Origin of the sequence: Citrobacter sp. Cf088 (assembly GCF_030334295.1) — a bacterium.
GTDB classification, from domain to species: Bacteria; Pseudomonadota; Gammaproteobacteria; order Enterobacterales; family Enterobacteriaceae; genus Citrobacter; species Citrobacter freundii.
Genome location: NZ_JAOWEE010000055.1, coordinates 1 through 20,769, shown reverse-complemented (window position 1 = coordinate 20,769; position 20,769 = coordinate 1). Strand labels below are relative to the sequence as shown.

The window sequence follows — 20,769 nt, the reverse complement described above, 5'->3', positions numbered from 1 at the left end:
AAAGTTTTACTAAAATATAGCGAGTGAGGTGATTTACTTTAACTGGATCACGAAAATAATTCGGGCGCAGAAAAAAATGCATGACAATGCGCGCCCGGCTTCAGCAGAAACCGGACGGATTAACGGGGGATTTTAGCGGGTGGTGCCGCGCAGTTTCAGCTTGCTGGGAACAAAAACCAGCAGGGGAAGTGCACGTCCGTCGCGGGCTTTCTCAAACAGCAGGTTGACGCCCTGACTGCCCATCATTTCTGAATGGATGCGTACGGTGGAAAGCGGAGGAAAGGTGAAGCGCGCCGTCGGGATATCATTAACGCTAATCAGCGAAATATCCTGCGGAATGTTCAGTCCACGCTCGTGAATGGCGCGCAGAACGCCAATAGCAATCGAGTCAGAAGCCACAAACAGGGCGCTGGGATAGTCGGCTTTCGCCAGCATTTTTTTGGCCAGTTCATAGCCTGATGAACTGGAGAAGCCGCCGCGATAAATATCCTGTTCTGAAACGACCTGCTGCAGGCGACCGTATTCGACAAACGCGGCTTCACGGATATCAGCCTTGCCAGGCTGATCTTCGCCGCCGATGAAGCCAATGCGGGTCACGCCCTGGGCGATGAAGTAGTCGATGCTCTCTTTACTGATGCGGGCCAGATCGATATCGACAGCGTCATATTCGCTGCCGGGTTCATGAAAATCGATAAAGCAGATGTTGTCGGTAAGCGCTGTTGCCGCCTCGCGCAGCGCAGGAGAAGGTTTGCCGACAATAAGAATGCCGGTAATGTTTTTGCTCTCCGGCAACCCACTGTGCTCATAGCAGTTGGTCAGTTCAATCCCCAGCTTCTCGCACTGGGTTTCAATCCCATGGCGGATCGCGAGATAGTAAGGATCGTTGATTTCCAAATCCTGCTGATAGCTGTAGAGCGCCAGAATATGCTGGGGGCCGAGTGCGCTGGTCTGGTTCTTACGGGCGCTGCTGGTTTTGTACTCCAGCTTTTCCGCGATCTCCAGAATGCGATGCTTGGTCTCTTCTTTTACATTCAGCGTGGGGTCATCGTTTAAAACCCGGGACACTGTCGCCAGGGACACGCCAGCTTCGATTGCGATGTCTTTAAGTGTTGCCATGTTTGCCTTTTCCCTGAGTTACCTGCGCATTGTAAATGAAGTGCTTATCTATTCATCTGTTTTCAGTAAAAAAAGCACGTTTAATTGACATGCTCGGGGTAAAACTGGGCTTGCAGAGTGTGATGGATACGTCATTTCCCCGCTTTTGAGAACAATGCCCGGAAAATAGTTTGCTAGTATTTAGTAAAATTTTACCAAAGGAGAAAACAATGGATACTGTCGCATTTGCTGATTTTGCCCGCATGGAAATACGTGTTGGAAAAATCGCACAGGTTAAGCGCCATGACAATGCCGATAAGCTGTATATCGTACAGGTTGATGTGGGAGAGCGAACGCTGCAAACCGTGACCAGCCTGGTGCCTTATTACAGCGAAGAGGAGCTGATGGGGAAAACGGTGGTGGTGCTGTGTAATCTGCAAAAGGCCAAAATGCGCGGTGAAACATCAGAGTGTATGCTGCTGTGCGCTGAGACTGACGATGGCAGCGAAAGCGTGCTGTTAACGCCAGAACGGGTGATGCCTGCAGGCGTGCGGATTGTTTAAATTGTGCTGATGCCGGATGGCGGCTACGCCTTATCCGGCCTACGTTTGCTCACGCAGGCCGGACAGACATCTGTTACATCTGCTCCACGCTCACCCGTAATGCTGCCAGGGCTTTGCGTGTTGATCGCAACACCAGATCGCATTGCTCGATCGTTAACGTTAGCGGCGGTTCGATGCGGATCGTCTTGGCATTGTTCAGCGTCCCGGCGACCAGTACCCGCTGGCGGAACATCTCACTGGCAAAGTTATAGCCGATTTCATTATCGACAAACTCAATCGCCATCAGCATGCCTTTGCCGCGTACATCATGTACCAGGTCCGGGTATTCCCGCGCAAGCTGACGGAAACCATCCAGCAACATATCGCCTTTCTGCTCCGCCTGAGCCGGTAAATTTTGCTCCAGCAGGACGTTAATGGTGGCCAGCGCAGCCGCACAAGCGAGCGGGTTGCCACCAAACGTGGTGGTATGCAGGAAAGGATTGTCGAACAGGACGGAGAACACCTCTTCGGTGGCAATGGTTGCGCCAATGGGCATCACGCCGCCGCCTAACGCTTTGGCAAGACACATAATGTCGGGCTGCACATTTTCGTGCTCACAGGCGAACATCTTGCCGGTACGCCCCATCCCGGTCTGCACTTCGTCAAGGATCATCAGTGCGCCGAACTCATCGCAAAGTTTACGAACAGCGGTTAAATAGCCTTGTGGCGGCAGGATCACCCCCCCTTCGCCCTGGATGGGTTCGAGGATCACGGCTGCGACATCGTCACCGGTCTTTTTACACTCGCTGAGCATGGTGCGCATCGCGTTAACATCGCCAAACGGCACATGACGGAAGCCCGGCAGCAGCGGCATAAAGGGTTTGCGGAAGGTAGATTTAGCCGTGGCGGACAGCGCGCCCAGTGATTTACCGTGGAATGCGCCGCTGGTGGCAATAAACGTAAATTTACCGCGCGGTGATTGATACGCTTTCGCCAGCTTCAGGGCGGCTTCAACCGACTCGGTCCCGCTGTTACAGAAGAAACTGTATTTCAGTTTACCGGGCGCCAGTGCGGCGAGAGTTTTTGCCAGCATGGCCCGCAGAGGGTCAAGTAACTCCTGGCTGTGCAGAGGTTGTTTCGCGAGTTGATTCTGTACGGCGGAAACCACGACTGGATTACGGTGCCCCACGTTGAAAATTCCAAAACCACCCAGGCAATCGACGAACTCCTGCCCCTGGGTGTCGACAAGCGTATTGAGGCTTCCCGCTTGCCACTCTACGGCTCCGTAATCCCCGCCTGCAGTTACAGATTTTCGATACTCTAAGAACCCCGGATTGACATGCTCCTTGAAGTACTCAATCACCTCTCGGTTTAACGATTTCATTTCCTCATGATCAAGCGTGCGCTTTTCGATGAGATTCAGTGCGTGTGCGCTGCAGGCCAGGGCCGATGCGCTGGAAGGTAACCTGTTCAAAATATGCTCCCGGAGCTCGCGTATCACATGATACTGATTTAAGTATTGCAGGGATTGCGCCATTCCGGCGCGCTTAGCAAAAATCGGGATAAACACCAGGAAACATCTTATTTACGCAACATTTAATGCCATTATTTAACATTTGCTGGCATTTTGCCCAAGTCAGGAGCCTGAAAACAGATCGAATAAACGCAAATTTGCTCTAAAAATGGGCAATATTTGCACTGTGACAGTGCGCTGGTAGAAGTAATATTGAATAGTTACTGGATGAAAGTATTTTAAATCAATGGATTAGAATGCGTACAGTTTTTGAGGTTTAATCGCAAATTGCGATCTAAATCAAATTTAACAACTAAAGATAAAAAAATTATCGCCGAAATAACATAAGCCGAAAGAGTTAACAACCAGATAACCTGCACAGGACGCAATCATGTCTTCTCATCCCTACGTTAGTCAGCAAAATACACCGCTGGATGATGATATCACCCTCATGTCGACCACCGATTTGCAAAGCTATATCACCCATGCGAACGACACCTTCGTTCAGGTCAGCGGCTATCAACTGAATGAGTTGCTCGAAAAGCCGCACAATCTGGTTCGTCATCCGGACATGCCAAAAGCGGCGTTTGCGGATATGTGGTACACCCTGAAGCAGGGCGAGCCATGGAGCGGGATTGTGAAAAACCGGCGTAAGAATGGCGATCACTACTGGGTGAGGGCCAATGCGGTGCCGATGGTGCGGGAAGGACGCGTGACCGGGTATATGTCGATTCGTACCCGGGCAACTGACGAGGAAATTGCAGCGGTAGAGCCTTTATATAAAGCGCTGAACGAAGGACGTTGCAACCGGCGTATCCATAAGGGGTTGGTGGTACGCAAAGGCTGGCTGGGTAGACTGCCGGCGATGCCGATTCGCTGGCGGGTACGCAGCGTGATGGCATTCATGTTTGTCCTGCTAGCGGTCGCATTGCAGCAAATGGGTGCTGAATGGCCGTTACTGTTGATGAGTGCATTGGTGATGCTTTTAGGAACGGCTATTTTCGAATGGCAGATTGTGCGTCCTATTGAGAATGTCACCCGTCAGGCGCTGAAAGTGGCGACCGGTGAGCGGAACAGCGTGTCGCATCTTAACCGCAGCGATGAACTGGGACTGATGCTGCGAGCAGTGGGCCAACTGGGATTAATGTGTCGCTGGCTTATTCATGATGTCTCCAGCCAGGTGAGTTGCGTGCGCAGCGACAGCGAAACGCTGGCAAAAGGTAGCGATGATTTAAATAAGCATACGCAGCAGACCGTTGAGAACGTGCAGGAAACGGTGACCACCATGAATCAGATGGCGGCATCGGTAAAACAAAACTCAGAGACCGCCGCGGCGGCTGATAAGCTCTCTATTGCCGCCAGCAGCGCGGCAACGCACGGCGGTGAGGCGATGGATACCGTCATCAAAACCATGGACGATATCGCCAACAGCACCCAGCGGATCGGCACCATTACCACGCTGATTAACGATATTGCCTTCCAGACCAACATTCTGGCTTTGAACGCTGCTGTTGAAGCCGCGCGGGCGGGCGAGCAGGGGAAAGGGTTCGCCGTGGTGGCGGGAGAAGTGCGTCATCTTGCCAGCCGCAGCGCCAGTGCGGCCAATGATATCCGCAAGCTGATTGATGCCAGCGCCGACAAAGTGCAGTCCGGATCCGACCAGGTTCACGCCGCAGGACGCACGATGGACGATATTGTGGCGCAGGTGCAAAACGTCACTCAGCTGATCGCCCAAATCAGCCACTCAACGCTGGAACAGTCGGATGGTCTTTCCAGCCTGACCCGCGCGGTGAATGAGCTGAGCAACATTACGCAGAAAAACGCCGAACTGGTTGAAGAGAGTGCGCAGATTTCCGCAATGGTGAAGCATCGCGCGGGTCGTCTGGAAGATGCGGTCACGGTGCTGCATTAATACTAATAATACAGGCGGAACGTCGGGCAAACGGGTTCCGCCTGCTGTGCAGATTAATCCAGCTGAGTAATATCCAGCGCAGCGCGATCGATAATACCGATGATTTTTTTGATCTGCGCATCGCTGGTATCACCATGATTAACGCGTAGATCCAACACGGCTTTGAAGTTTTCCAGCGCGCGTTTCATCTGTGGATTTTTGCGTAATTCAAAACCCACGCAGCGGGCTTTGATCCGTTCGTGGATATGTTCCAGATGCTCACGGTTTTCATCTAGCCATTGCTGGCCCTGAGTCGTGATCGCAATCTGTTTACGCCCACCTTCCTCGTCGCTGACGGTGATCAGTGCCTGATCCTGCAAGAAATCCAACGTCGGATAGATAACGCCCGGGCTCGGGGTATAGTTACCCTGAGTCAGGGTTTCAATCGCTTTTATCAGCTCATAGCCGTGGCTGGCGTCGCGGGTCAAGATATCCAGAATGACCAGGCGTAATTCTCCGTGACCGAAGAAGCGTTGGCGACGACCACCGCCGCCGCGACCGTGGCGGTGCCCGCAGCCGTGCTCGTGGTGGTGATCTTTGTTACAGCCTTCATGGCGATGTTCTTCACCTTTGCAGCAACCTGCATGGTGCTCGTTGTGGCGGCCTTCGTGGTGATGTCCTTCACCCTTGCAGCAGCCTTCGTGTTGGTGCTCTGTATTTTTGCAGCAACCTTCATGATGGTTTTGCATCATCGTCTCCTGATGTTGTTTAGATATATCTAATTTATATCTAAAAACTATTATTTTGCAAGTCTACAAATTATATGTTGTTTAAGTTTATGATTATTTAGTGTTTTTATTGGTTTTTGATAGCTGTTTAATCAGACGGTAACTATATCAAAAAAGTGCTTGCAATCTTCTTGATTAGCAATCATTATCATTTAAAAATGAATTTAGATATATCTTATTATTTTCACGAAGGCGAAAACATGACAAAAAACACCTCACGCTACCCGCAGCGCGTTCGCAATGAACTGCGTTTTCGGGAACTTACCGTCCTGCGCGTAGAGCGTATTAGTGCGGGCTTTCAGCGCATTGTACTGGGCGGGGACGCTCTGGACGGTTTTAGCTCACACGGCTTTGACGACCATACCAAGGTCTTTTTCCCTGAACCGGGCAGCCACTTTGTGCCGCCTGTCGTCACCGATGAAGGCATTGTCTGGGCTGACGGTGTGCGTCCGCTTTCCCGTGACTACACACCGTTGTATGACGAAGCGCGCCATGAGCTGGCGCTCGATTTCTATATTCATGATGGCGGCGTGGCGAGTACGTGGGCGATGAATGCCCGCGAGGGCGACAAACTGACAATCGGCGGGCCGCGCGGTTCTTTGGTGGTGCCAGAGGATTATGCGTATCAGGTTTATGTGTGCGATGAGTCGGGAATGCCCGCGCTACGCCGACGCCTGGAGTCGCTCAGCCGTTTAGCGGTACGTCCAAACGTCACGGCGCTGGTCAGCGTGCAGGATGCGGCGTACCAGGATTATCTTGCCCATCTCGACGGGTTTACTATTGAGTGGTTTATCGGCCATGACGCGCAGGCGGTGAATGAACGCTTATCGCGACTAACCGTGCCCGCAGATGATTATTACGTCTGGATCACTGGCGAAGGCAAGGTGGTAAAAAACCTGAGTGCTCGCTTTGAAACCGAGGCGTTTGACCCTCAACGGGTGCGTGCGGCAGCCTACTGGCATCAGCGTAAAGCGGCAGATTAATAATTAGATGGCGGAACGCCAAACGCCTGGCGGAAGGCATAGCTAAATGCCGCGGTGCTTGAATATCCTACGTCGAGCGCCACGGCGGTCACGCTTTTATTTTTTTTCAGCATTAATACGGATTCCAGAATACGCATTTTTTGTTTCCAGACGCTGAAAGGCAATCCGGTTTCTTTTTTGAAATGGCGTGAAAAGGTACGGGCAGACATACCCAGATGATGCGCCCAGTATTCAACTGAATGCTCCAGGGCGGGGGATTCTTGTATGGTTCGGCATACTTTGGTTAATTCGCGATCCTGCGGCCAGGGTAATACAAAGGCGACTTCCGGGAGTTGCAGAATAATATCGACCAGTACGCTAACCAGTTTGCCCTCTTTTGACTGGCTATCATAATGACCTGAAATTGAATTCGTGGCGTAATGAATAAACTCTCTGGCGAAATCACTGATAGCCACAACTTTGCATTCATTGATGCTCTCTTCAAGAAAGCCCGGTTTAATATCCAGATTTTCTAAATACACATCATCCAATGCCCAAACTGCATGCTCAGTATTATTGGGGATCCAGATGCCATAATGCGCCGGGATTATCCAGCACTTACCGGCAACATCAATGCGCATGCTGCCTTTGCGGGCGAAATGAAATTGCATAAAAGAGTGTGAATGCTGCGGTACATGGTGGTTGGCTTCCAGGACATAAGAGCGAAAGAATACATCCTGCGGCAGTTCGGTCATGGAGTTATCCGGGAAGGAGTTCCACTGTTTTTGCGCCAGAGTTTCCATAAATGAATCGTCAATACTCCCGATGATGTGTCCGCTGTTCGATAGATCTTGTCCGCGGATCATAATACATACACTCTTTTTTCCATAATAATCTTGCGTAATAATTTTTAGCCCACTTTTGGTAAATACCATGAACTCGCTTTGTTCAGATGCTGTCATCGTCAATGAAACAAATGATAACTGGACCCGAATGGGAAAAGAGCTGCTTTCACAAGCGGATATCAGAATTAATGGCTCACGCGCCTGGGACATTCAACTTCATCATACCGGTTTCTTTAAACGAGTATTGCAGCAAGGCTCATTAGGGCTTGGCGAAAGCTATATGGAAGGCTGGTGGGACTGCGAACGGCTCGATATTCTGTTCTGCAAAATCCTGAAAGCAAAACTCGACCAGCAGATGCCAGGTAATCTGAAAGATATTTTACGCATTGCCAGCGCGCGCCTGTTTAATTTTCAGTCACGTAGCCGTGCATGGATCGTCGGTAAAGAGCATTATGATATTGGTAACGATCTCTTTGCGCTGATGCTTGATCCGCATATGCAATATTCCTGCGGTTACTGGAAAGATGCAACCACATTAAACGATGCGCAAAATGCCAAATTAAAAATGATCTGCGAGAAGCTGCAGCTTAAACCGGGTATGCGTTTACTCGATATCGGTTGTGGCTGGGGCGGGCTGGCGGAATATGCGGCGCGTCATTATGGCGTAGCAGTAGAAGGCGTTACCATTTCCAAAGAGCAGCAGAAAATGGCGCAGCAGCGCTGTGAAGGGTTGGACGTTAACATTCTGCTGCAGGATTATCGCGATCTTAATAAACACTACGATCGCATTGTCTCCGTGGGGATGTTTGAACATGTCGGGCCGAAAAACTACGACACCTATTTCAGTATCGCCGACCGTTGTTTAAAACCAGACGGACTGTTCCTGCTGCATACCATTGGTAGCAATAAAAAAGGGATGAGCGTCGATCCGTGGATCAATAAATACATTTTCCCAAATGGCTGCTTACCGGCGATTTCCCATATTGCCGAGGCCAGCGAATCACGGTTTGTGATGGAAGACTGGCATAACTTCGGCAGCGATTACGATAAAACGCTGATGGCCTGGCATGAGCGCTTTAATCAGGCATGGCCGGAGCTGTCATCACGTTATTCCGCCACCTTCAGAAGAATGTTTAATTACTATTTATGCGCGTGCGCAGGGGCTTTCCGCGCCAGAGATATTGAGCTTTGGCAGGTGCTGTTTAGCCGCGGCGTAGAGGGCGGGATCCGCGTTTATCGTTAACGTCCGCCGGATGTCGGCGTTGCCTTATCCGGCCTACAAAGCTTTGCACTCGTAGGCCTGATAAGCGCAGCGCATCAGGCACTTATGGCTTATCCCAGCTCACTCTCTGCCAGCGCTTTAAACACCATCGCTACGGCGTGCGCGCCGGGGTCCATATTTCCGAGCAGGCTTTCGCTGCTGAGATACGATGCGCGACCGGCATTGGCTTTGCTCGACAAACAGGTTCGTTCGGCTCCCGCTTGCGCGGCGTCGAATGCGGCCTGCAGATTTTGCGGCTGCGTGAGCAGCGAAGTCAGGGCCGGTTGCAGCGCATCAATCATGGTGCGATCGCCTTCGTCTGCGCCGCCGTAGAACTTCATCTGCGCCAGTCCCGTATTCAGGGATTCGGCAACGCTAGCTCCCTGTTCCAGTTTCTGCCCCGCAGCGGTAAAGAAAATAGACATCAGCACACCGCTGGAACCACCCATCACTACGGTCAGACGTTCGCCAATCAGCGCGAACAGCGTGGCAAGGTTATCCAGCGGCAACTGCTGGCGATGCAACAGACTGGCAATTTCACGCGCGCCAGCGGCAAAGGTCGAACCGGTATCGCCATCGCCGACTTTGGCGTCCAGCGCATTAAGATGAGTCTCCAGATCGGAAAGGGTTGTGGTGACTAGTTCCACAATCCCGGCCACCAGGGCGTTCGCCGAAGGCTGGAATTCCACGCGTGCGCTACGCTGAGATGATGGTACACAACTGATTTCACGCGGCGGGACCGGCGTCGGCCAGTTGCTGGTTTCCACCTCGGTGAGTAACGCTTTTTCGATGCTCTCTTCCAGCACGATGGCCGTCAGTGAAAAGCCTTTCATATCCAGAGCGGTGACCAGTGAGGCCGGGCCAATCAGCCAGTCGATACGTGGGTGCAGCGGGCTGCTGGCCAGTTCGCGGGTAATGATGGCCATTTCGGCAACAGAAACGCCGCCAAGATTGTTAATCATCACCGCCAGACGGCCGGTTTCAGGCAGGGCTGCCATCAGTTTATCCACCATCAGGTTCACCACCTGCGCACTGTTCTGGGTGTCGATAACCGATGCGCCTGGTTCGCCGTGAATGCCCATGCCCAGTTCCGCGTGGCCCGGATGATGACGCGGGGCGGCGTCGGCTTCTTGCGGCAGATGACAGCTGGAAAGCGCAACGCCCAGGCTGAAGGTGTTATTGGCCGCGTACTGCGCTTCACGCAGGACGGTGGCGAGGTTGTAGCCGCGTTCGGCAAAATAGCCTGCGATTTTATGCACCAGGATGGTTCCCGCAATGCCGCGTGGGTGTTTGTTATCAGGCAGGGAGATGTCGTCGCCAACAATCAGCATTTCAACGTTGTAACCAAGGCGACGGGCTTTCTCGGCGGCGAGACCGAAATTAAGACGGTCACCGGTGTAATTTTTCACGATCAATAAACAGCCCGCCTCACCGGTTACCGCCTGGATGGCGGTCAGTACCGCATCCACGCTCGGGGAAGCGAAAACGTCGCCGCAAACCGCAGCGGTTAGCATACCTTTACCGATAAACCCAACGTGCGCGGGTTCGTGCCCTGAACCACCGCCGGAAATTACCGCCACGTTATTTTTGTTGAGGTCACGACGGACCACGATGCGAATGGCCGGATCGCTTTCCAGACGCGCCAGGTTATTCCACGGGCTGGCGATAATCGTACCGTCGATGACGTCGCTCACGAGATGGGTGCGTTGATTAAAAAAGAATTGAGACATAACGGCTCCTTGAGGTTGAGTGTAAGACAAACCCCCGGAAGCATGGTCATGGTACGGAGGCGATAGAGAGATTCTGGCGAAGTCAGCGCGGAAAAAAACAACGTTAAAATGAGTTTCATTACGGAACGTTGGTATTGTTTTTTGTTCCATAATGAAACTGAAAAGAACGAGGAACGATCACAATGCGAGCTCGCTCGACTTTTTTCTCTCGCGATGAATGCAGCTGATACGGCACTGTCGGCTTTTTTTTGCCGGTTTTTTGGCAAGTGAGTGGGTAAAAAAGAAAGTGAGATTCGTCTGTGCCGGAGATTTGGTGGCAAATGAGCGGATCGGGATCGCAAACCTTATCATTTTTGTGGATAAGCGTTCCAATATGGAACGTACTCCGTTTTTATCTGTTTCATATCAGAACAAAAAGACGAAAGATTTTTTTGTGCACGCCTCGCCATACAGTTATTGCATCGCTCCGGTACCTCCCGTTTTCGCCGTCTGCATCAGGCCAAACAGGTTAACGCCAGGGCTCACCATGTAAAAACATGTACTTATTTGAGGATGAAAGGAATGCTAAAAGTTATTCAATCTCCAGCCAAATATCTCCAGGGTCCTGACGCTTCCACCTTGTTTGGTCAATACGCTAAAAATCTGGCGGACAGCTTTTTTGTGATTGCGGATGACTTCGTGATGAAGCTGGCGGGAGAGAAAGTACTCAACGGCCTGCACAGCCACGACATTAGCTGCCATGCGGAACGCTTTAACGGTGAATGTAGCCATGTTGAAATTAATCGACTGATTGCCATTCTGAAACAGCACGGTTGTCGCGGCGTGGTTGGGATTGGCGGCGGGAAAACGCTGGATACCGCCAAAGCGATTGGTTACTACCAGAAGCTGCCGGTGGTGGTGATCCCGACTATCGCGTCTACCGATGCGCCAACCAGCGCGCTGTCCGTTATCTATACCGAAGCCGGTGAGTTTGAAGAGTATCTGATCTACCCGAAAAACCCGGATATGGTGGTGATGGACACTGCGATCATTGCCAAAGCGCCGGTACGTCTGCTGGTGGCCGGGATGGGCGATGCGCTCTCGACCTGGTTTGAAGCGAAAGCCTGTTATGACGCCAGAGCGACCAGCATGGCGGGCGGACAGTCCACCGTGGCGGCGCTGAGCCTGGCGCGCTTGTGCTATGATACCCTGCTGGCGGAAGGCGAGAAGGCACGCTTTGCTGCGCAGGCTGGCGTGGTGACCGATGCGCTGGAGCGTATTGTCGAAGCTAACACTTACCTCAGCGGCATCGGCTTTGAAAGCAGCGGTCTTGCAGGGGCGCATGCGATCCACAACGGCTTTACGATTCTGGAAGAGTGCCACCATTTGTACCACGGTGAAAAAGTCGCCTTTGGTACGCTGGCGCAACTGGTGCTGCAAAACAGCCCGATGGAAGAGATCGAAACCGTGCTGAATTTCTGTCAGAAAGTCGGCCTGCCGGTAACGTTAGCGGAAATGGGCGTGAAAGAAGACGTTGACGGCAAGATCATGGCCGTGGCGAAAGCGACCTGCGCAGAAGGTGAAACCATCCACAATATGCCGTTCCCGGTAACGCCTGAAAGCGTACATGCCGCTATCTTGACGGCAGATCTGCTGGGACAGCAGTGGCTGGCGCGTTAATCAGTCGTCGGTAGGTTTTTATCCGGCATCTTCTCCCCCTCTGACAGTTTCTGCCGGAGGGGTTGTCTATGGTTAAACAGCGGAAAGGGATATGACGGCGCACACGCATAGCATCGGGAAGGAAGTCTCTTCAGTCATTGCCCAGTCATGGCATCGTTGCAGCAAGTTTATGCAGCGGGAAACCTGGCAGGCGCCGCATCAGGCGCAGGGACTGACCTTTGAGTCGATTTGTCGTCGCAAGACGGCGTTGCTGACGATTGCTCAGGCTGCGCTGGAAGATGCCTGGGAGTTTATGGACGGCCGCCCGTGCGCGCTGCTGATTCTGGATGAATCAGCCTGTATTCTCAGCCGTTGCGGCGATCCGCAGACGGTAGAACAGCTGGCGGAGCTTGGGTTTCGTGACGGCAGCTACTGTGCAGAAAGCATCATTGGCAGTTGTGCCCTGTCGCTGGCGACGATGCCGGGCCAGCCGACAAAAACCTCTGGCGAGCAGCATTTTAAACAGGCGCTGCATCCGTGGTCGTTCTGCTCGACGCCGGTCTTCGATAACCATGGTCGACTGTTCGGCTCCATCTCGCTATGTTGTCTGGTGGAGCATGAGTGCGTTTCTGATTTATCCCTGACGCTGGCGATTGCCAGAGAAGTCGGCAACTCTTTGCTGACCGACAGCCTGCTGGCTGAATCCAACCGCCATCTGAACCAGATGTACGGGCTGCTGGAGAGTATGGATGATGGTGTGATGGCCTGGAACGAACAGGGCGTATTGCAGTTCATCAATGCGCGAGCGGCGCTGCTTTTGCATCTCGATGCGCAGGCCAGTCAGGGGAAAAACATTCACGATCTGCTCAATCTCCCCATGCTGCTGCGCCGGGCGATCAAACATGCCCGCGGTCTGAATCACGTCGAAGTTACCTTTGAAAGCCAGCATCAGTTTGTTGATGCCGTCATTACCCTGAAGCCGATTGTTGAGGAGCAGGGCAACAGCTTTATTCTGCTGCTGCATCCAGTGGAACAAATGCGCCAACTGATGACCAGCCAGCTCGGCAAGGTGAGCCACACCTTTGAGCAGATGTCGACTGACGATCCGGAAACCCGCCGCTTGATCCATTTTGGACGCCAGGCAGCGAGGGGGAGTTTCCCGATCCTGCTGTGTGGGGAAGAGGGTGTTGGTAAAGAACTGCTGAGTCAGGCCATTCACAATGAAAGCGAGCGCGCCAGCGGGCCGTATATCGCCGTGAACTGTCAGTTGTATGCCAACAGCGTACTGGGGCAGGATTTTATGGGCAGTGCGCCCACCGACGATGAAAATGGCCGGTTGAGCCGTCTTGAACTGGCGAACGGCGGCACGCTGTTTCTGGAAAAAATTGAATATCTGGCACCGGAGCTGCAATCCGCGCTGTTACAGGTGATCAAACAGGGGGTGTTAACCCGCCTGGATGCCCGTCGGCTGATTCCGGTGGATGTCAAAGTGATCGCCACCACCACGGTTGATCTCGCCAATCTGGTGGAGCAAAACCGCTTTAGCCGTCAGCTGTATTATGCGCTGCACTCTTTTGAGATAGTGATCCCACCGCTGCGGGCGCGGCGCAGTAGTATTCCCTCGCTGATTTATACGCGGCTGAATAGCCTGAAAAAACGCTTTTCATACAGTTTGAAGATCGACGACGACGCGCTGGCGCAACTGGTGGCCTATTCGTGGCCGGGCAATGACTTTGAGCTGAACAGCATTATCGAAAACATCGCCATCAGCAGTGATAACGGCCATATTCGGCTGAGCAATCTACCGGATTATTTGTTTGCCGAACGTCCAGGTCTGGAGACGGCGTCTTCACTGCTGCCTGCTAGTCTGACGTTTACCGCTATCGAAAAAGAGGCGATTATCCATGCTGCCCGCGTCACCAGCGGGCGCGTGCAGGAGATGTCGCAACTGTTGAATATCGGTCGCACTACCTTGTGGCGCAAGATGAAGCAGTACGACATTGATGCCAGCCAGTTTAAGCGCAAGCATCTGGACTAGTTTCTTCAATTCTCGCCATCGAGAACAGCGCGTCTGACAGTCGGTTGATATAACGCCTGGGTTCATCGCGTAACGTTAGCGATCTGCTCATCGCGATGAGGACCCGCTCCAGTCGGCGCGTCAGGGTTCGCGCAACGTGTAGCTGTGCCGATGCGAGATTTTTCCCCGGAATAACAAACTCTTTGAGCGGGCCGCTTTGCGCCATATTACGGTCAATAAGCTGCTCCAGCGCCTGAGTATCCTCTTCACCAATACGCTGTTGTAAGCGAGCGAGTCCTTTCTCATCGCTGGCGAGTTCCGCACCCAGAACAAACAGCATTTTCTGTATGGCGTGCAGATCCTGGCGTAGCCCGGCCTGACGCGTGCTGGCATAGCAGACGCCAAGTTGGGAAATCAGTTCATCCACCGTGCCATAGGCCTCAACGCGGATGTCGTCTTTGTCGATACGGCTGCCGCCAAACAGTGCGGTCGTGCCTTTATCGCCGGTTCGGGTGTAGATGCGGTACATTTATTTTATCTCGCTGAAGGGAAGCACTTTGACCAGTTGACCAGCATTAGCACCGAGGACGCGGAGCCGGGCTGCACCGGCGCGGATATGACCACGGATCAGCGCCCGATCCTCGGGCAACTGGGCGTGGGTTAACGCAATATCACCCGTGGCGTTAAGACCCAGACCGACACGTAGCGTTGAGCTTTTGGCCGCAAGTTTGCTCAATGCCAGTGCGCAGTCATGCTCGTCGCAACAGATTGCCCGGCAAGGGACGCCTTGCTCTTCCAGTCCCCAGCACAGCTCATCAAGCACGCGAGTATCCTGCCAGCGTGAGTGATAAAACAGATGTACGCCCGGTGATGAAAGTGACATTGCGCCCCCTGTACTATCAGAATGCCTGACGGAAGATCTCGGCAATTTCTTTCTCGTTCCCTTTGCGCGGGTTAGAGAAGGCGTTGCCGTCCTTCAGCGCCATTTCCGCCATGTACGGGAAATCGGCTTCTTTGACACCCAGATCGCGCAGATGCTGCGGAATGCCGATGTCAGCAGAGAGACGGGCAATGGCGTGAATAGCCAGTTCGGCGGCATCCATGGTGGAAAGTCCGTCAGTGTTTTCGCCCATAAACTCTGCAATGTCGGCAAATTTTTCCGGGTTAGCGATCAGGTTATAGCGCGCCACGTGCGGCAGCAGTACGGCATTCGCCACGCCGTGCGGCATGTCGTACAGACCGCCAAGCTGATGCGCCATCGCGTGAACGTAGCCGAGGTTGGCGTTGTTGAAAGCCATACCTGCCAGCAGGGAGGCGTAGGCCATGTTCTCGCGAGCTTTCAGGTTGCTGCCCAGCGCTACGGCCTGACGCAAGTTGCGTGCGATCAGGCGAATAGCCTGAATAGCGGCAGCGTCGGTGACCGGGTTGGCATCTTTGGAAATATAGGCTTCCACGGCGTGGGTCAGGGCGTCCATACCCGTCGCGGCGGTCAGCGGGGCGGGTTTGCCAAGCATCAGCAGCGGATCGTTAATGGAGACCGACGGCAGGTTACGCCAACTGACAATCACAAACTTCACTTTGGTCTTGGTATTGGTCAGCACGCAGTGGCGGGTGACTTCGCTGGCGGTACCGGCAGTGGTATTCACCGCAACGATCGGCGGCAGCGGGTTGGTCAGGGTTTCAATCCCGGCATAGCTGTAGAGATCGCCTTCGTGAGTTGCTGCGATACCGATGCCTTTACCGCAGTCATGCGGGCTACCGCCACCGACGGTAACGATGATATCGCAATGCTCTTTGCGAAAGACTTCCAGACCGTCACGCACGTTGGTGTCTTTGGGGTTAGGTTCAACGCTATCAAAAACCACCACGTCAATGCCCGCTTCACGTAAATGGGCGAGGGTTTTATCTACCGCGCCGTCTTTAATGGCCCGCAGACCTTTATCAGTAACCAGCAGCGCTTTTTTACCGCCTAACAGTTTGCAGCGTTCGCCGACAACGGAAATAGCATTGGGGCCAAAGAAGTTCACATTTGGCACCAGGTAATCAAACATACGATAGCTCATAATATACCTTCTTAGATTTAAATTATAATTCAGAGAAACAATTCAGTGCGGTTTCTGCTAATAATCTGTCTTGTTCCACGGTGCCGCCGCTAACGCCAACGGCACCAATTAATTTACCGTTTAATATGACAGGTAAACCGCCGCCGAAAATAACAATGCGCTGTTGGTTGGTAAGCTGCAAACCATATAGCGAAGCACCAGGTTGTACCGCATCGGTAATTTCATGGGTACCCTGGCGCAGGCAGCAGGCGGTATACGCTTTATTAAGAGAGATATCACAGCTGGTGACAAACGCATCGTCCATGCGTTGCATTAGCAGCGTATTCCCACCGCGATCCACCACGGAAAAGACCACCGGAACGCTGATCTCAAGCGCTTTAGCCTCAACGGCCTGCGCCATTTTTTTTGCAGCCGCCAGCGTAATGGTGGCAATTTGTTGGCTCTTATTCACAGTTTCTCCTGAAAATGTTGTAGGGCTGAGGTCACGAAACATATCGCGCAACAGCTATTTTTATCATTGGCTTTACCTTATTTTCTCGCCGCACGTTATTAAGTCAATAGGGCGAAAATTTCAAAGATATTAAATTCACCTTCCCGGTTTTGCGTTTATTGATAATGATCATTTAACCTCGTCACAATTCACGATGGATATTCCTGAATTGCGTTTCAATATGAAACGATGCGTTTTTATTAGGTACCAAATTGGAACGAAATTAATTTTATTTTTTTATTGTTCTGCTCATTTAGAGTTCGACCATTGCTGATGAAAGGCGAATGACGGGTGTTGTGTCCCCGGCAATGCGGCCCGGCGTCCCTATTTTTTATCTTTTGAGTCAATAAATCATGAGAAGATCAAAACGATTCGAAGTACTTGCGAAGCGGCCTGTAAATCAGGATGGGCTGATTGGCGAATGGCCTGAAGAGGGGCTGATCGCCATGGAAAGCCCCTACGATCCAGCGTCGTCGGTGAAGGTGGAAAATGGTCGTATTGTTGAGCTGGACGGTAAGAGCCGCGCCGAGTTCGACATGATCGACCGTTTCATTGCCGACTACGCCATTAACGTGGCTGAGGCCGAGCACGCCATGCAGCTCGACGCGCTGGAGATCGCCAGAATGCTGGTGGATATCCACGTCAGTCGGGAAGATATTATTGCCATTACCACTGCCATCACCCCGGCGAAAGCGGTGGAAGTGATGGCGCAAATGAACGTGGTGGAGATGATGATGGCGCTGCAAAAAATGCGTGCCAGACGCACGCCCTCCAACCAGTGCCACGTGACCAACCTGAAAGATAACCCGGTACAGATTGCCGCCGACGCTGCTGAAGCGGGGATCCGTGGCTTTTCCGAGCAGGAAACGACGGTTGGCATCGCCCGCTACGCGCCGTTTAACGCCCTGGCGCTGCTGGTGGGTTCCCAGTGCGGTCGTCCTGGTGTGCTGACGCAATGTTCTGTTGAAGAGGCCACGGAGCTGGAGCTGGGCATGCGTGGGCTAACCAGTTATGCCGAAACTGTGTCGGTGTATGGCACAGAATCGGTGTTTACCGACGGTGATGACACTCCGTGGTCCAAAGCGTTTCTCGCCTCGGCTTATGCATCGCGTGGCCTGAAGATGCGCTACACCTCCGGCACTGGCTCGGAAGCGCTGATGGGCTATTCCGAAAGTAAATCGATGCTATATCTGGAGTCGCGCTGCATTTTTATCACTAAAGGCGCGGGCGTACAGGGGCTGCAAAACGGTGCGGTCAGCTGCATCGGCATGACCGGCGCCGTGCCTTCGGGGATCCGCGCGGTGCTGGCGGAAAACCTGATTGCCTCAATGCTCGACCTTGAAGTGGCCTCCGCCAATGACCAGACCTTTTCTCACTCCGATATTCGCCGTACTGCCCGCACCCTGATGCAGATGCTGCCGGGTACCGACTTTATTTTCTCTGGTTACAGCGCGGTACCCAACTACGACAACATGTTTGCCGGGTCGAACTTCGACGCTGAAGACTTCGATGATTACAACATCCTGCAACGCGATCTGATGGTTGACGGCGGTCTGCGTCCGGTGACTGAAGAAGAAACCATCGCTATACGCAATAAGGCTGCACGCGCCATTCAGGCGGTGTTCCGCGAACTGGGCCTGCCGCTGATTAGCGATGAAGAAGTGGAAGCCGCTACTTATGCTCACGGCAGCAAAGATATGCCTGCGCGCAATGTAGTGGAGGATCTGGCGGCCGTGGAAGAGATGATGAAGCGTAATATCACCGGGCTGGATATCGTCGGCGCGTTGAGTTGCAGCGGTTTTGAAGATATCGCCAGCAATATCCTCAATATGCTGAGACAGCGTGTTACTGGTGATTACCTGCAAACGTCGGCCATTCTGGATCGCCAGTTCGACGTCGTCAGCGCCGTCAACGACATCAATGATTATCAGGGACCTGGTACCGGCTATCGCATCAGTGCCGAACGCTGGGCGGAAATTAAAAATATTGCGGGCGTGGTTCAGCCCGGCTCGATCGAATAAGGCGGAACACTGTGGAATGCACAACTGAACGTAAGCCGGTTTTCACCTTACAAGTGAGCGAAGGCGAGGCGGCTAACGCGGATGAACGCGTGGATGAAGTGGTGATTGGCGTCGGCCCGGCCTTTGGCAAGCACCAGCATAAAACCCTGATTGATATGCCTCACAACGCGATTCTGAAAGAGCTGGTTGCTGGCATCGAAGAAGAGGGATTACATGCGCGGGTAGTGAGGATCCTGCGCACCTCGGATGTTTCTTTTATGGCATGGGATGCGGCAAACCTCAGCGGCTCAGGCATCGGGATTGGCATCCAGTCGAAAGGAACCACGGTGATTCATCAGCGCGATCTGCTGCCGTTAAGCAACCTCGAGCTGTTCTCTCAGGCTCCGCTGCTGACGCTGGAAACCTATCGTCAGATTGGTAAAAACGCCGCGCGATATGCACGCAAAGAGTCGCCTTCGCCGGTGCCAGTGGTCAATGACCAGATGGTGCGCCCTAAATTTATGGCCAAGGCCGCGCTGTTTCATATCAAAGAAACCAAACACGTGGTGCAGGATGCTGCGCCTGTCACGTTGCATATTGCACTGGTAAGGGAATGACCATGAACGACAACATCATGACTGCGCAGGATTACCCATTAGCGACCCGCTGCCCGGAGAAAATCCAGACGCCTACCGGCAAGCCGCTAACCGACATTACTCTTGAGAATGTGCTGGCGGGCCGCGTAGGACCGCAGGATGTGCGTATTTCTCAGCAAACGCTGGAGTACCAGGCGCAGATTGCCGAGCAGATGCAGCGTCATGCCGTGGCGCGCAATTTTCGTCGTGCGGCAGAACTGATTGCGATTCCGGATGCCCGCATTCTGGAGATCTACAACGCGCTGCGACCGTTTCGTTCTTCTTTCGCCGAGTTGCAGGCCATTGCCGATGAACTGGAACACACATGGCATGCCACGGTGAACGCCGGGTTTGTCCGCGAATCGGCAGAGGTATATCAGCAGAGAAATAAGCTGCGTAAAGGCAGCCAGTGACGGAGGCAGCATGCCGTTAATTGCAGGGATCGATATCGGCAACGCCACCACCGAAGTGGCGTTGGCGCAGGATGGCCGGTTTATCGGCAGCGGGATTGTCGCCACGACCGGTATGAAAGGCACGCGGGATAATATCGCCGGGGTAGTCGCGTCCCTGCAGCAGGCGCTGAATAACACGCCGTGGTCGCTGCAGGACGTAGCAAAAATTTGCATCAACGAGGCCGCACCGGTGATTGGCGATGTGGCGATGGAAACCATCACTGAAACCATCATTACCGAATCGACGATGATTGGTCATAACCCGCAAACGCCCGGTGGCGTTGGCGTGGGCATGGGAACCACCATCGCCGTGGAGAAGTTGGCGGCGTTGAGCGAGGATCGATTTGCCCAGGGCTGGATCCCGTTGGTAGGTGAGGAGATGGATTTCCTTGAGGCGGTTTGGTTTATCAATGAAGCGCTGGATCGCGGCGTCAATGTGGTGGCGGCCATCCTGAAAAAAGATGATGGCGTGCTGGTGAATAATCGCCTGCATCGGCCAATGCCGGTGGTTGATGAAGTCACTCTGCTGGAGAAGGTACCGGAAGGTGTTCTGGCGGCGGTGGAAGTGGCGGCCCCAGGACAGGTGGTGCGGGTGCTGTCGAACCCTTACGGCATTGCGACCTTCTTTGCCCTGACGCCCGAGGAAACGCAAACTATCGTCCCCATCGCCAGAGCGCTGATTGGCAACCGTTCCGCCGTGGTGCTGAAAACCCCGCAGGGCGATGTGCAATCAAGAGTGATCCCGGCGGGTAAGATCTTTATCCGTGGTGAAAAGCGTGGCGGTGAAGCCGACGTAGCGCAAGGCGCGCAGGCCATTATGCAGGCGATGAGCGCCTGCGCGCCCGTG

At 53.2% G+C, this 20,769-nt stretch carries 19 protein-coding genes; 10 read left to right on the top strand and 9 right to left on the bottom strand.

Going from position 1 to position 20,769, the window contains the following annotated elements; genetic code table 11:
* Window positions 1-132: 132 nt before the first annotated feature.
* Window positions 133-1,116 carry a transcriptional regulator EbgR gene (ebgR, locus tag OGV71_RS19770; RefSeq protein ID WP_003024771.1) on the bottom strand — a complete coding sequence of 328 codons (984 nt, stop codon included), beginning with the start codon at window positions 1,114-1,116 and terminating at the stop codon, window positions 133-135.
* Between the two features lie 209 nt (window positions 1,117-1,325).
* On the opposite strand from ebgR, the gene OGV71_RS19765 reads away from it, so the two are divergent.
* On the top strand, window positions 1,326-1,658 hold the full coding sequence (locus OGV71_RS19765; RefSeq protein ID WP_003024768.1) for a tRNA-binding protein: 333 nt from the start codon (window positions 1,326-1,328) through the stop codon (window positions 1,656-1,658).
* 73 nt (window positions 1,659-1,731) lie between these two features.
* Here OGV71_RS19765 and ygjG read toward each other — a convergent pair whose 3' ends face one another.
* On the bottom strand, window positions 1,732-3,111 hold the full coding sequence (gene ygjG / locus OGV71_RS19760) for a putrescine aminotransferase (protein WP_168150126.1): 1,380 nt from the start codon (window positions 3,109-3,111) through the stop codon (window positions 1,732-1,734).
* 430 nt (window positions 3,112-3,541) lie between these two features.
* Here ygjG and OGV71_RS19755 point away from each other — a divergent pair, with 430 nt between their 5' ends.
* A complete protein-coding gene (locus tag OGV71_RS19755; protein ID WP_003024763.1) occupies window positions 3,542-5,062 on the top strand; it encodes a methyl-accepting chemotaxis protein in 1,521 nt (506 codons plus the stop codon).
* Between the two features lie 53 nt (window positions 5,063-5,115).
* Here OGV71_RS19755 and OGV71_RS19750 read toward each other — a convergent pair whose 3' ends face one another.
* On the bottom strand, window positions 5,116-5,793 hold the full coding sequence (locus tag OGV71_RS19750) for a PadR family transcriptional regulator (protein ID WP_162138602.1): 678 nt from the start codon (window positions 5,791-5,793) through the stop codon (window positions 5,116-5,118).
* 236 nt (window positions 5,794-6,029) lie between these two features.
* Here OGV71_RS19750 and OGV71_RS19745 point away from each other — a divergent pair, with 236 nt between their 5' ends.
* Complete coding sequence (locus tag OGV71_RS19745) at window positions 6,030-6,812, top strand: siderophore-interacting protein (RefSeq protein ID WP_016151014.1); 783 nt, start codon at window positions 6,030-6,032, stop codon at window positions 6,810-6,812.
* Here OGV71_RS19745 and OGV71_RS19740 read toward each other — a convergent pair.
* Window positions 6,809-7,657: a helix-turn-helix domain-containing protein gene (locus OGV71_RS19740; RefSeq protein ID WP_286533900.1), complete on the bottom strand. Its 849-nt coding sequence runs from the start codon at window positions 7,655-7,657 to the stop codon at window positions 6,809-6,811. The two genes, OGV71_RS19745 and OGV71_RS19740, sit on opposite strands and share 4 nt — an antisense overlap.
* 67 nt (window positions 7,658-7,724) lie before the next feature.
* Between OGV71_RS19740 and cfa the strand changes: the two genes are divergently transcribed.
* Window positions 7,725-8,879, top strand: coding sequence for a cyclopropane fatty acyl phospholipid synthase (cfa, locus tag OGV71_RS19735; protein WP_286533898.1), 1,155 nt, complete (start codon window positions 7,725-7,727; stop codon window positions 8,877-8,879).
* A gap of 89 nt (window positions 8,880-8,968) precedes the next feature.
* On the opposite strand, the gene OGV71_RS19730 is transcribed toward cfa, so the two are convergent.
* Entirely contained in the window at window positions 8,969-10,627 is a 1,659-nt protein-coding gene (locus tag OGV71_RS19730) for a glycerone kinase (RefSeq protein WP_032950267.1), read from the bottom strand.
* A 561-nt stretch (window positions 10,628-11,188) separates the two neighbouring features.
* Between OGV71_RS19730 and OGV71_RS19725 the strand changes: the two genes are divergently transcribed.
* Together OGV71_RS19725 and dhaR are read left to right on the top strand one after the other, a co-directional pair.
* Window positions 11,189-12,286, top strand: a complete 1,098-nt coding sequence (locus tag OGV71_RS19725; protein WP_003024745.1) for a glycerol dehydrogenase — start codon at window positions 11,189-11,191, stop codon at window positions 12,284-12,286.
* Window positions 12,287-12,377: 91 nt separating this feature from the next.
* On the top strand, window positions 12,378-14,303 hold the full coding sequence (dhaR, locus tag OGV71_RS19720) for a dihydroxyacetone kinase operon transcriptional regulator DhaR (RefSeq protein ID WP_193863309.1): 1,926 nt from the start codon (window positions 12,378-12,380) through the stop codon (window positions 14,301-14,303).
* Here the strand turns inward: dhaR and OGV71_RS19715 are convergent.
* Genes OGV71_RS19715 through OGV71_RS19700 form a run of 4 tightly spaced genes read right to left on the bottom strand, consistent with a single transcriptional unit; the run spans window position 14,281 to window position 16,796 of the window.
* Window positions 14,281-14,811: a cob(I)yrinic acid a,c-diamide adenosyltransferase gene (locus OGV71_RS19715; protein WP_003841452.1), complete on the bottom strand. Its 531-nt coding sequence runs from the start codon at window positions 14,809-14,811 to the stop codon at window positions 14,281-14,283. The two genes, dhaR and OGV71_RS19715, sit on opposite strands and share 23 nt — an antisense overlap.
* The gene (locus tag OGV71_RS19710) at window positions 14,812-15,165 is read right to left on the bottom strand and encodes a glycerol dehydratase reactivase beta/small subunit family protein (protein WP_032950260.1); all 354 of its coding nucleotides are present in this window, start codon (window positions 15,163-15,165) and stop codon (window positions 14,812-14,814) included. It abuts the gene before it with no gap.
* A 16-nt stretch (window positions 15,166-15,181) separates the two neighbouring features.
* Complete coding sequence (gene dhaT, locus OGV71_RS19705; protein ID WP_148361444.1) at window positions 15,182-16,345, bottom strand: 1,3-propanediol dehydrogenase; 1,164 nt, start codon at window positions 16,343-16,345, stop codon at window positions 15,182-15,184.
* A 22-nt stretch (window positions 16,346-16,367) separates the two neighbouring features.
* Window positions 16,368-16,796 carry a GlcG/HbpS family heme-binding protein gene (locus OGV71_RS19700; RefSeq protein ID WP_003024730.1) on the bottom strand — a complete coding sequence of 143 codons (429 nt, stop codon included), beginning with the start codon at window positions 16,794-16,796 and terminating at the stop codon, window positions 16,368-16,370.
* A gap of 392 nt (window positions 16,797-17,188) precedes the next feature.
* Here OGV71_RS19700 and OGV71_RS19695 point away from each other — a divergent pair, with 392 nt between their 5' ends.
* From OGV71_RS19695 to OGV71_RS19680, 4 genes are all read left to right on the top strand, one after another.
* Window positions 17,189-18,856, top strand: coding sequence for a propanediol/glycerol family dehydratase large subunit (locus tag OGV71_RS19695; RefSeq protein WP_048217121.1), 1,668 nt, complete (start codon window positions 17,189-17,191; stop codon window positions 18,854-18,856).
* Between the two features lie 11 nt (window positions 18,857-18,867).
* Window positions 18,868-19,452: a propanediol/glycerol family dehydratase medium subunit gene (locus OGV71_RS19690; protein ID WP_003024724.1), complete on the top strand. Its 585-nt coding sequence runs from the start codon at window positions 18,868-18,870 to the stop codon at window positions 19,450-19,452.
* Between the two features lie 2 nt (window positions 19,453-19,454).
* Window positions 19,455-19,883 carry a diol dehydratase small subunit gene (locus OGV71_RS19685; RefSeq protein ID WP_003024721.1) on the top strand — a complete coding sequence of 143 codons (429 nt, stop codon included), beginning with the start codon at window positions 19,455-19,457 and terminating at the stop codon, window positions 19,881-19,883.
* A gap of 10 nt (window positions 19,884-19,893) precedes the next feature.
* Window positions 19,894-20,769 (top strand): diol dehydratase reactivase subunit alpha (locus tag OGV71_RS19680; RefSeq protein WP_286526051.1); only part of this gene is annotated, 876 nt, incomplete at its 3' end.

Coding starts and splice junctions, on each gene's coding strand:
- ebgR (WP_003024771.1), bottom strand. CDS start 1,116: ATGGCAACACTTAAAGACATCGCAATCGAAGCTGGCGTGTCCCTGGCG.
- OGV71_RS19765 (WP_003024768.1), top strand. CDS start 1,326: ATGGATACTGTCGCATTTGCTGATTTTGCCCGCATGGAAATACGTGTT.
- OGV71_RS19755 (WP_003024763.1), top strand. CDS start 3,542: ATGTCTTCTCATCCCTACGTTAGTCAGCAAAATACACCGCTGGATGAT.
- OGV71_RS19750 (WP_162138602.1), bottom strand. CDS start 5,793: ATGATGCAAAACCATCATGAAGGTTGCTGCAAAAATACAGAGCACCAA.
- OGV71_RS19745 (WP_016151014.1), top strand. CDS start 6,030: ATGACAAAAAACACCTCACGCTACCCGCAGCGCGTTCGCAATGAACTG.
- OGV71_RS19740 (WP_286533900.1), bottom strand. CDS start 7,657: ATGATCCGCGGACAAGATCTATCGAACAGCGGACACATCATCGGGAGT.
- cfa (WP_286533898.1), top strand. CDS start 7,725: ATGAACTCGCTTTGTTCAGATGCTGTCATCGTCAATGAAACAAATGAT.
- OGV71_RS19730 (WP_032950267.1), bottom strand. CDS start 10,627: ATGTCTCAATTCTTTTTTAATCAACGCACCCATCTCGTGAGCGACGTC.
- OGV71_RS19725 (WP_003024745.1), top strand. CDS start 11,189: ATGCTAAAAGTTATTCAATCTCCAGCCAAATATCTCCAGGGTCCTGAC.
- dhaR (WP_193863309.1), top strand. CDS start 12,378: ATGACGGCGCACACGCATAGCATCGGGAAGGAAGTCTCTTCAGTCATT.
- OGV71_RS19715 (WP_003841452.1), bottom strand. CDS start 14,811: ATGTACCGCATCTACACCCGAACCGGCGATAAAGGCACGACCGCACTG.
- OGV71_RS19710 (WP_032950260.1), bottom strand. CDS start 15,165: ATGTCACTTTCATCACCGGGCGTACATCTGTTTTATCACTCACGCTGG.
- dhaT (WP_148361444.1), bottom strand. CDS start 16,345: ATGAGCTATCGTATGTTTGATTACCTGGTGCCAAATGTGAACTTCTTT.
- OGV71_RS19695 (WP_048217121.1), top strand. CDS start 17,189: ATGAGAAGATCAAAACGATTCGAAGTACTTGCGAAGCGGCCTGTAAAT.
- OGV71_RS19685 (WP_003024721.1), top strand. CDS start 19,455: ATGAACGACAACATCATGACTGCGCAGGATTACCCATTAGCGACCCGC.